The organism is Pseudonocardia pini, assembly GCF_013870575.1.
GTDB lineage: Bacteria > Actinomycetota > Actinomycetes > Mycobacteriales > Pseudonocardiaceae > Pseudonocardia > Pseudonocardia pini.
In genome coordinates, this window is the sequence record NZ_JACBXB010000119.1 from 1 (window position 1) to 10,130 (window position 10,130).

Genomic DNA, 10,130 nt, shown 5'->3' on the forward strand with positions numbered 1-10,130 from the left:
CGCTGCCCCGCGCGCTCGTCGAGGGACGCCACGACCTGGGCATCAACCCGAACCCCGTGGCCCAGCCGCCGCGCGGGGCCGAGCAGGTGCCGTGGGTCGCGTCGCGCACCACGATCGTCACCCCGCCCGGCAACCCGGACCGGGTGGAGGCCACGACCCTGTGCGGGCACCGGATCGGGGTGGTCGCGGGCTCGGTGCAGCACGCGGACGTGCGGTCGCGGGACCTGCACTGCCAGGACAACCGGCGGGACCCGATCGAGATCGTGCCCGTGGCCGGCGCGGCCGACGCCGCCCGTCGGATCCTCGACGACGCGCTCGACGCCTTCGTCGCCGACACCCCGGCGGCGGGGCACGCCGTCGTCGCGGGGAAGGGGTGGCTGGAGATCCCGAGCACCCCGTGGGGCGAGGGGATCGGCACGATCACCGTTCCCACCGCCACGGCCCCCGCCGTCCGCGCCGCGCTCGCGGCCCTCGCCGAGGACGGCAGCTACGCCACGATCCTGGAGCGCTGGCTCCTCGCCGACCAGGCGGTGCCGACCACGCCGGCGTGAGCGGCCTCGTCAGATTCGATGATCCGCTGTTGCGGATCATGGCGGTCCGCCGACAGACGGGCGTGTCTGCCTTCCGCGCCGTCGCCGCCGCCGGTCTCCTCGCCCTCTCCGCACTGCTCGTCGGCTGTGGGGCTCCGGAGCCCACCACGATCTCGGTCGCCTCCGCGGGCTCGCCCGCCACGACCACCACGCCGCCGCCCACGACCACCGTCGCGCCCACGACGACGGTGGCCCCCACGACCACCACGCCCCGTGCCCTACCGAGAGGGTGCACACCGGCCATGGCCGTCGTCACCATGAAGCAGCTGCTCGACAGCGGCGTGCACTTCGGGCACCAGACCAGGCGCTGGAACCCGAAGATGAAGCGCTACATCCTGACCGAGCGCAACGGCATCTACATCATCGACCTGCAGCAGACGCTGTCGTACATCGACCGCGCCTACGAGTTCGTCCGCGAGACCGTGGCCCACGGGGGCACGATCATGTTCGTCGGCACCAAGAAGCAGGCTCAGGAGGCCATCGCCGAGGAGGCGGGCCGGGTCAACATGCCGTACGTGAACCAGCGCTGGCTGGGCGGCATGCTCACCAACTTCCAGACCGTGCACAAGCGTCTCCAGCGCCTCAAGGAGCTGGAGTCGATGGAGCAGACGGGGGGCTTCGAGGGTCGCACCAAGAAGGAGATCCTCATGCTCACCCGCGAGAAGGACAAGCTCGAGAAGACCCTCGGTGGCATCCGTGACATGTCGAAGGTCCCGAGCGCGGTCTGGATCGTGGACACCAAGAAGGAGCACATCGCCGTCGGCGAGGCCCGGAAGCTCAACATCCCGGTCGTCTCCATCCTGGACACCAACTGCGACCCCGACGAGGTCGACTTCCCGATCCCGGGCAACGACGACGCGATAGCGAGCCGTGGAGCATGGGCTTCCTGCTGGACACGATCCTCACCCGCGACCTGTGGATGCACCGGATGGACACCTGCCGGGCCGTCGGCCGCGAGCCCGTCCTCACCGCGGACCACGACGGCGTGCTGGTCGCGGACGTCGTCGCCGAGTGGGCGGGTCGGCACGGCGCGCCGTGCACGCTCGTGCTGACCGGACCCGCGGGCGGGCGCTGGGAGTTCGGCACGGGCCCGCTGCTCGAGCTCGCCGCAGTGGACTTCTGTCGGACCGTCAGCCTGCGGGAACGGGGCACCGGGCTGCTCGCCACGGAGGTGCCCTTCTGAGTGCGGGCCGGGACGGGCCTCCCACGATGCGGGACGACCCGTCCCAGCCGGTTGACGCCTCGTGTTGCCGGCGTGCTAACTTCTCTCCCATGTCCGCCCTCCGACTTCTCGTAATTCCCAGGCGCGTCACCGCCTGAGGCTTTCGAGTACTCGGACCACGACGCGCCACCCTCGTTCCGCCTCCTGGAGGCGACGGGGGTTTTTTCATGTCCGGCTCCAGCCAGCCCAGTTCAGCGAGGCAGAGATGACCACCGCAACTCCCCGTCCCGGCACCCCGGGACCGAAACCGGCACCCCCGCCGGGACGCACCGGAGTGCCCACCGGACGCCCGACCGGCGCCCCGGGGCAGCGAACCGACTCGACCGTGCGCCACGAGCGCGCCGAGAGCCGGCACGAGACCCGCACCGACGTCCCGGGGCCGCGATCCGGCCCGGAGCAGGTGACGGGCGCCCAGTCCATCGTCCGGTCGCTCGAGTCGATCGGCTGCGAGATCGTCTTCGGCATCCCCGGCGGGACCATCCTGCCGACGTACGACCCGCTGCTGGACTCGCCGACCGTGCGCCACGTGCTCGTCCGGCACGAGCAGGGCGCGGGCCACGCCGCGACCGGGTACGCGCAGGCCACGGGCAAGGTCGGGGTCTGCATGGCCACGTCCGGCCCGGGTGCCACCAACCTGATCACCCCGCTGGCCGACGCGCACATGGACTCCGTCCCGGTCGTCGCGATCACCGGGCAGGTCGCCCGGCCGCTGATCGGCACGGACGCGTTCCAGGAGGCCGACATCACCGGCATCACCATGCCGGTGACCAAGCACAACATGCTGGTGACCGACCCGGCGGAGATCCCGCGGGCGATCGCCGAGGCCTTCCACCTGGCGTCGACGGGCCGACCCGGCCCGGTGCTGGTGGACATCCCCAAGGACGTGCAGCAGGCCCGGACCACGTTCTCCTGGCCGCCCGAGCTGCGGCTGCCCGGCTACCGGCCCACCACCCGTCCGCACGGCAAGCAGATCCGCGAGGCCGCGAAGCTCATCGCGGCGGCGCGCAAGCCGGTGCTCTACGTGGGCGGCGGCGTGCTCAAGGCGGAGGCGTCCGCCGAGCTGCTGGAGCTCGCGGAGCTCACGAACATCCCCGTCGTCACCACGCTGATGGCGCGCGGGGCGTTCCCCGACAGCCACCCGCAGCACGTCGGGATGCCCGGGATGCACGGCACGGTCGCGGCCGTCGGTGCGATGCAGAAGTCGGACCTGCTCGTCGCCCTCGGCGCCCGGTTCGACGACCGGGTGACCGGCCAGCTGGACTCCTTCGCGCCCGGCGCGAAGATCGTCCACGCCGACATCGACCCGGCCGAGATCTCCAAGAACCGGCGGGCGGACGTGCCCATCGTCGGGGACGCGAAGGAGATCATCGTCGAGCTGATCGAGGCGCTGCACGGCGAGCAGCTCGCCGACCTGAGCGAGTGGTGGACCCGGCTCGACGGCTGGCGCAGCACCTTCCCGCTCGGCTACGACTGGCCGGACGACGGCTCGCTCTCCCCGCAGTACGTCATCGAGCGGATCGGGGCGATCGCGGGGCCGGAGTCGCTCTACACGGCGGGCGTCGGCCAGCACCAGATGTGGGCGGCGCAGTTCGTCAAGTACGAGAACCCGCGCACCTGGCTGAACTCCGGCGGGCTCGGGACCATGGGCTACGCCGTGCCGGCGGCCATGGGCGCCAAGGCGGGCATGCCGGACAGCGTCGTCTGGGCGATCGACGGCGACGGCTGCTTCCAGATGACCAACCAGGAGCTCGCGACCTGCGCGATCGAGGGGATCCCGATCAAGGTCGCCGTGATCAACAACGGCAACCTGGGCATGGTCCGGCAGTGGCAGACGCTGTTCTACGAGCGGCGCTACTCGAACACCGAGCTGGGCACGCACAAGCACCGCATCCCGGACTTCAAGCTGCTGGCCGAGGCGATGGGCTGCGTCGGGCTGCGGGCGGAGTCCAAGGAGGACGTCGACCGCGTCATCCGGCAGGCCATGGAGATCAACGACCAGCCGGTCGTCATCGACTTCACCGTCGGTGCCGACGCCCAGGTCTGGCCGATGGTCGCCGCGGGCACCGGGAACGACGAGGTCATGGCGGCCCGGAACATCCGGCCGCTGTTCGAGGGCGACGAGCTCGCGGCGGGCGTCGACGAGATCGACGCCGTCACCGAGCGGGCACTGGGGGACTCCGGTGAGTGAGACGCACACGCTGTCCGTCCTCGTCGAGGACAAGCCCGGTGTCCTGGCCCGGGTGTCCGGGCTGTTCTCGCGGCGCGGGTTCAACATCATCTCGCTCGCGGTGGGCCAGACCGAGACCGCCGGGATCTCCCGGATGACCATCGTCGTCTCGGTCCACGACTTCCCCCTCGAGCAGGTGACGAAGCAGCTCAACAAGCTGATCAACGTCATCAAGATCGTCGAGCTGGAGCCCGCCGCCTCGGTGCAGCGGGAGCTGATGCTCGTCAAGGTGCGCGCCGACGCGAGCGTGCGCAGCCAGGTGCTGGAGACCGTGGCGCTGTTCCGGGCCAAGGTCGTCGACGTGGCGCCCGAGGCGCTCACGATCGAGGCCACCGGCACGATGGACAAGCTGAACGCCCTGCTCCGGATCCTGGAGCCCTACGGTGTCCGGGAGCTCGTGCAGTCCGGGATGGTGGCCGTCGGTCGCGGACCCCGGTCCATCACCGCCGCCACGGCGCGCTAACTACTCTTTCTGCAGTACCCCCTTGGAGAGGATTCACCACCCGTCATGAGTGTCAACATCTACTACGACGACGACGCCGACCTGTCGATCATCCAGGGCCGCAAGGTCGCGGTGATCGGCTACGGCTCGCAGGGGCACGCGCACTCGCTGTCGCTCCGTGACTCCGGCGTCGAGGTGAAGATCGGCCTGCCCGAGGGGTCGAAGAGCCGCCAGAAGGCGACCGACGAGGGCCTCGAGGTGCTCACCCCGGCCGAGGCCTCCGCGTGGGCGGACCTGATCATGGTCCTCGCGCCGGACACCAAGCAGCGCTTCATCTACGCGGACGACATCGCGCCGAACCTGAAGAGCGGCGACGTGCTGGCCTTCGGCCACGGCTTCAACATCCGCTACGACCTGATCAAGGCCCCCGCGGACGTCGACGTCATCATGATCGCGCCCAAGGGCCCGGGGCACCTGGTGCGCCGCCAGTACGTGGACGGCAAGGGCGTGCCCGCGCTGATCGCGGTCGAGCAGGACCCCTCGGGCAACGCCAAGGCGATCGCGCTCGCCTACGCGGCCGGGATCGGCGGCGCCCGCGCGGGCGTCATCGAGACCACCTTCAAGGAGGAGACCGAGACCGACCTGTTCGGCGAGCAGGCCGTCCTCTGCGGCGGTGCCGCGGCGCTGGTCCAGACAGGTTTCGAGGTGCTGACCGAGGCGGGCTACGCCCCCGAGATCGCGTACTTCGAGTGCCTGCACGAGCTCAAGCTGATCGTCGACCTCATGTACGAGGGCGGCATCGCCAACGAGCGCTTCTCCATCTCCGACACCGCCGAGTACGGCGACCTCACCCGTGGCCCGCGCGTGGTCAACGCCGCGACCAAGGCGGAGATGAAGAAGATCCTCACCGAGGTGCAGGACGGCACGTTCGCCCGCGAGTGGGTCGCGGAGGACGAGGCGGGCCGCCCGAACTTCACCCGCCTGCAGAAGGAGGGCACGGAGCACCCGATCGAGCAGGTCGGCGAGAAGCTCCGCGGCCTGATGAGCTGGGTGGGCGAGAAGGCGAAGTAAGCCTGTTCCGACGACACGGCGCTCCTGTGTGCTCACGGGGGCGCCGTTCGTCGTGTTCGGGGGGTCGCCTCAAGATCGCACGTTTCGTGCTCTCAGCGCGGCAAGATCGTGAGTTGGGTGCTGTCAGCGTCCCGACGACGACGCTGAGAGCACGCAATCGCCGATCTTGATGTGCTCGGCCGTCACGGTGGCCGCAGGCGGCTGCTCGGGGCTGTGTGGGCGCCCAGGGGTGCGACGGCGGTCTCGAAGGTGTGGCAGCCGCGGTTGTTGCCGGCGTCCACGGCGATCACCCGCTCGATCCGGGTGGTCCCGGCGGCGGGCACTGCGACGGCGCGGATGAGGAGTCCTGCGGAGCCGGCGCCCTTCTCGAAGGAACAGGACCTCGGCGGAGGCGGCACCACTTCGCATGATCGGCATCAGCGTGCTCTCAGCGCTGCTCGCACAGCACCAGCCGCACGCAACGAGCGATCTTGCCGCGCTGGGAGCACGAAACGTGCAACCACGGCCGCCGCGCCAGCCACCACCACAGAAGCCCTCGGAAGAGAAGCGGCGAGCGGTGTGTTGGACCTTGACAGTGCCGTCGTCCGAAGGGATCCCTGCCGTGTCGTTGCCCCCGTTGTCCATCCTCGACCTGGCCACCGTCGCGGAGGGGGAGAGTGTCCGCGAGGGCCTGCAGGCGAGTGTCGGGCTCGCGCAGCGTGCCGAGCGCTGGGGCTACCGGCGGATCTGGTACGCCGAGCACCACAACATGCGGTCCATCGCGTCGTCGGCCACGAGCGTGGTGATCGGGCACGTCGCGGCGCACACCGAGACCATCACGCTCGGCGCGGGCGGCGTGATGCTGCCCAACCACTCGCCGCTGCAGGTCGCCGAGCAGTTCGGCACCCTCGCCGAGCTGTTCCCGGGTCGGATCGAGCTGGGGCTGGGCCGCGCGCCCGGCACCGACCAGAACACCTACCGGGCGCTGCGTCGCGACCCGCGGGCGTCGGAGACCTTCCCGCAGGACGTCCAGGAGCTGCAGGCCTTCCTCGGTGAGGACTCCCTGATCAGCGGGGTGGACGCCTACCCGGGCCGGGGCACCGGCGTGCCGCTGTACATCCTCGGCTCCTCGCTCTACGGGGCGCAGGTCGCCGCGATCCTCGGCCTGCCCTACGCCTTCGCCTCCCACTTCGCCCCCGACGCCCTCGAGCAGGCCGTCGACACCTACCGGTCGGAGTTCCGCCCCTCCGCGCAGCTCGCCGAGCCGCGGGTGCTGGCGGGGGTCAACGTGATCGCCGCCGACTCGGCCGAGGAGGCCGCGGAGCAGCAGCGCCGGGCGCAGATCAGCCGGGTGAAGCTGTTCCTCTCCCGCGGCGGCCAGAAGCTGACCGACGAGGAGGCGGAGGCCGTGCTGGACACCGGTTCCGGACGGCAGATCCTCGGGATGATGAAGTACACCGCCGCGGGCACCCCGGACCGCGTGCAGTCCTGGCTGGAGGAGTTCGCGGGCCGGGTGGGGGTCGACGAGCTCATCGTCGCGTGCCCGGTCGTCGACCGGGAGGGCTGGTACCGGTCCTTCGAGCTGCTGGCGGAGCGGGCCTCCCTCACCGCGGCCTGAGTGTCCGGTTCGGCACAGTTCACCCACGTGTGATCGGCCCGTGGTATCGGCTGCACCACGCCCGGGCGAAACCTGTCGGGGCGGCCTCCTAGAATCGACCAGGTCCGTAACCGTGCACGCCCAACCGTGGAGCATCGCGCCGTCGTGAGTACCGCAGCCGCCACCCGTCCCGTCGTCCTGCTCGCGGAGAAGCTCGCGCCCTCTGCGGTGGAGATGCTGGGATCCGAGGTCGAGATCCGGCACGTGGACGGCACCGACCGTCCGGCCCTGCTCGAGGCGGTGGCGGAGGCGGACGCCCTGCTCGTCCGCTCGGCCACGAAGGTGGACGCGGAGGTGTTCGCGGCGTCCACCCGGCTCAAGGTCGTGGCCAGGGCCGGTGTCGGCCTGGACAACGTGGACGTCCCCGCCGCCACCGCGCGCGGCGTGATGGTCGTCAACGCGCCCACGTCGAACATCGTCTCGGCCGCGGAGCACGCCATCGCGCTGCTGCTGGCCACCGCCCGGCACATCCCGGCGGCGGACGCGTCGCTGCGTCAGGGCCAGTGGAAGCGCAGCCAGTACGGCGGCGTGGAGCTGCAGGGCAAGACCGTCGGCGTGGTGGGGCTGGGCAAGATCGGCCAGCTGGTCGCGCAGCGGCTCGCCGCGTTCGACGTCAAGCTGGTCGCGTACGACCCCTACGTCGCCCCGGCCCGCGCCGCCCAGCTCGGGATCGAGCTGCTGTCGCTGGACGAGCTGCTCGGGGTGGCCGACTTCGTGTCCATCCACCTGCCGAAGACCCCCGAGACGCTGGGCCTGATCGGCAAGGACCAGCTCGCGCTGACCAAGCCGGGCGTGATCATCGTCAACGCCGCCCGCGGTGGCCTCGTGGACGAGGACGCGCTCGCCGAGGCCGTCCGCTCCGGGCAGGTCGGCGGCGCGGGGATCGACGTCTACGTCTCCGAGCCCACCACCTCCAGCCCGCTGTTCGAGCTGGAGAACATCACGGTCACCCCGCACCTCGGCGCCTCCACCAACGAGGCCCAGGACCGCGCGGGGACGGACGTCGCGAAGTCGGTGCAGCTCGCCCTGGCAGGCGAGTTCGTGCCGGACGCGGTGAACGTGCAGATCAACGGCGCGGTCGGCGAGGAGGTCCGGCCCTGGCTGCCGCTGGTGCAGAAGCTGGGCACGGTGCTCCACGCCGTCGCGGGTCGGGTGCCGAGCTCGGTCACCGTGGACGTGTCCGGCGAGCTCGCCTCCGAGGACGTCTCGGTGCTCTCGCTCGCGGCCCTGCGCGGCGTGTTCACCCACGTCGTCGAGGACCAGGTCACGTTCGTGAACGTGCCTGCCCTGGCCGCCGAGCGCGGGGTCGCGGTGGAGCTCACCACCGCGCCGGAGTCCGAGAACCACCGCTCGGTCGTGCAGCTGCGCGCCGCGATGCCCGACGGCGAGGCGGTCACCGTCTCCGGCACGCTCACCGGCCGGGCGCAGGTCGAGAAGCTCGTCGAGGTCAACGGGCGGCACTTCGACCTGCGGGCAGAGGGCGAGGTCCTGCTGCTGGAGTACGCGGACCGGCCGGGCGTGATGGGCCGGGTCGGGTCGCTGCTGGGCGAGGCCGCGGTGAACATCGAGGCCGCCCAGATCAGCCAGACCACCGACGGCGCGGACGCGGTCATGCTGCTGCGCGTGGACCGGGCGATCGACCCGGGCGTGCTGGAGCCGATCGGCGCCTCGGTGGGTGCCCGCACCACCCGCATGATCAGCTTCGACTGAGTCCGCTCCGCGACCGGGCCCTCGTGCACTCGCACGAGGGCGCCGTTCGTGCATGATCACACCCGGCCGTGTGGAGGCACTCACCCGATGTGATGTGAGCGCCGCTCACGCTGCGTCCCCCGATCTAGGTTCCCTCCTGCCGCACCGCATCAGCCGGTCGGTGGGAGGGGTGGCAGGTGCACGGCGCGCGGTGGCGGAGGGTGATCGGGTCCGGACCGCGGATCGTGGGGGCGGCTGTCGTCGCCTCCGTGGTCCTGCTCCTCACCGCGGGGCCCGCCGACGCGCAGCAGCCCGCCGCCGCGCAGAACGTGTTCGTCGAGTTCGAGGACACCGCCGCGGCCGCCGACTTCGAGGCGGCGTTGCCCCAGGGGCGTGACGTCGCGAGGCGGATCGCGGAGCGCACCCGCGACCGGATCGACTCCCGCGTCGCCGACGTCCTCGCGAAGCTCCGGGGCTCGGAGGGGCAGCGCTAGCTCTACCGCACCCGCAACGCCGTCCCCGGGGTCGCGGTGCGGGCGGACGCCGCGGCCGCCGCACGGATCGCCGCGAGCCCGGGCGTGCGGTCGATCCGGCGTATCCCGGACGCCCGGCCGAGCAACGCGTCGGCGGCTCAGCTCGGCCGCACGCTGCAGACCTGGCAGGACACCGGCCGCCTCGGCACGGGCGTCCGCATCGGGATCATCGACACCGGCGTCGACTACACGCACGCGGACTTCGGCGGACCCGGAACCGTCCAGGCCTACGACGAGGCCAGGGCGGGGCGCGGCACCTTCCCCACGGCGAAGGTCGTCGGCGGCGTCGACCTCGCCGGGGACGACTACGACTCCGCGAGCGACCAGCCTTCGAGGACCCTCCCGCGCCCCGACGCCGATCCGCTCGACTGCGAGGGGCACGGCACCCATGTCGCGGGGACCGCAGCCGGGTTCGGGGTGAACCCCGACGGCACCACCTTCACCGGCGACTACTCCGCGCTCACCCCGGCCGCGTTGACCGCGATGCGCATCGGCCTCGGCGCCGCCCCGCGCGCGGAGCTGTTCGCGATCCGCGTCTTCGGCTGCGAGGGCGCCACGGCCCTCACCCCGCTCGCCCTCGACCGGGCCCTCGACCCGGACGGCGACGGCGACCCCTCCGACCGCCTCGACGTCGTCAACCTCTCGCTCGGCTCCGACTACGCGCCCGCGGACGACCCGGTCAACGACTTCGTGGCGAAGCTCCTCGACGCCGGGGTCACC

General features: G+C 71.6%; 11 protein-coding genes. 10 read left to right on the forward strand and 1 reads right to left on the reverse strand.

Annotation, left to right across the window (positions count from 1 at the left end; translation table 11 throughout):
- From H5J29_RS09920 to ilvC, 6 genes are all read left to right on the forward strand, one after another.
- Window positions 1-551, forward strand: a 551-nt coding sequence (locus H5J29_RS09920; protein WP_181780635.1) for a type 2 periplasmic-binding domain-containing protein, incomplete at its 5' end; no start/stop codon positions are given.
- 281 nt (window positions 552-832) lie between these two features.
- Window positions 833-1,642, forward strand: a complete 810-nt coding sequence (gene rpsB / locus H5J29_RS09925; protein ID WP_246393701.1) for a 30S ribosomal protein S2 — start codon at window positions 833-835, stop codon at window positions 1,640-1,642.
- Window positions 1,636-1,773 carry a hypothetical protein gene (locus tag H5J29_RS09930; protein WP_181780636.1) on the forward strand — a complete coding sequence of 46 codons (138 nt, stop codon included), beginning with the start codon at window positions 1,636-1,638 and terminating at the stop codon, window positions 1,771-1,773. Before rpsB ends, H5J29_RS09930 begins: the two co-directional genes overlap by 7 nt.
- 244 nt (window positions 1,774-2,017) lie before the next feature.
- Complete coding sequence (locus H5J29_RS09935; RefSeq protein ID WP_220187207.1) at window positions 2,018-4,000, forward strand: acetolactate synthase large subunit; 1,983 nt, start codon at window positions 2,018-2,020, stop codon at window positions 3,998-4,000.
- Window positions 3,993-4,502, forward strand: a complete 510-nt coding sequence (gene ilvN, locus H5J29_RS09940) for an acetolactate synthase small subunit (RefSeq protein ID WP_181780638.1) — start codon at window positions 3,993-3,995, stop codon at window positions 4,500-4,502. The genes H5J29_RS09935 and ilvN overlap by 8 nt, the downstream gene beginning before the upstream one ends.
- 45 nt (window positions 4,503-4,547) lie before the next feature.
- Window positions 4,548-5,552 carry a ketol-acid reductoisomerase gene (ilvC, locus tag H5J29_RS09945; protein WP_181780639.1) on the forward strand — a complete coding sequence of 335 codons (1,005 nt, stop codon included), beginning with the start codon at window positions 4,548-4,550 and terminating at the stop codon, window positions 5,550-5,552.
- 182 nt (window positions 5,553-5,734) lie between these two features.
- On the opposite strand, the gene H5J29_RS09950 is transcribed toward ilvC, so the two are convergent.
- The gene (locus H5J29_RS09950; RefSeq protein ID WP_181780640.1) at window positions 5,735-5,950 is read right to left on the reverse strand and encodes a hypothetical protein; all 216 of its coding nucleotides are present in this window, start codon (window positions 5,948-5,950) and stop codon (window positions 5,735-5,737) included.
- A 203-nt stretch (window positions 5,951-6,153) separates the two neighbouring features.
- On the opposite strand from H5J29_RS09950, the gene H5J29_RS09955 reads away from it, so the two are divergent.
- The 4 genes from H5J29_RS09955 to H5J29_RS09970 form a co-directional block, all read left to right on the forward strand.
- Window positions 6,154-7,149, forward strand: coding sequence for an LLM class flavin-dependent oxidoreductase (locus tag H5J29_RS09955; protein WP_312858138.1), 996 nt, complete (start codon window positions 6,154-6,156; stop codon window positions 7,147-7,149).
- A gap of 144 nt (window positions 7,150-7,293) precedes the next feature.
- Window positions 7,294-8,898, forward strand: coding sequence for a phosphoglycerate dehydrogenase (serA, locus tag H5J29_RS09960; protein WP_181780642.1), 1,605 nt, complete (start codon window positions 7,294-7,296; stop codon window positions 8,896-8,898).
- A gap of 200 nt (window positions 8,899-9,098) precedes the next feature.
- Window positions 9,099-9,371, forward strand: a complete 273-nt coding sequence (locus H5J29_RS09965; RefSeq protein WP_181780643.1) for a hypothetical protein — start codon at window positions 9,099-9,101, stop codon at window positions 9,369-9,371.
- A 36-nt stretch (window positions 9,372-9,407) separates the two neighbouring features.
- Window positions 9,408-10,130: S8 family serine peptidase (locus H5J29_RS09970; protein ID WP_181780644.1), on the forward strand; the 723-nt coding region annotated here is incomplete at its 3' end.

Coding starts and splice junctions, on each gene's coding strand:
- ilvC (WP_181780639.1), top strand. CDS start 4,548: ATGAGTGTCAACATCTACTACGACGACGACGCCGACCTGTCGATCATC.
- H5J29_RS09935 (WP_220187207.1), top strand. CDS start 2,018: ATGACCACCGCAACTCCCCGTCCCGGCACCCCGGGACCGAAACCGGCA.
- rpsB (WP_246393701.1), top strand. CDS start 833: ATGGCCGTCGTCACCATGAAGCAGCTGCTCGACAGCGGCGTGCACTTC.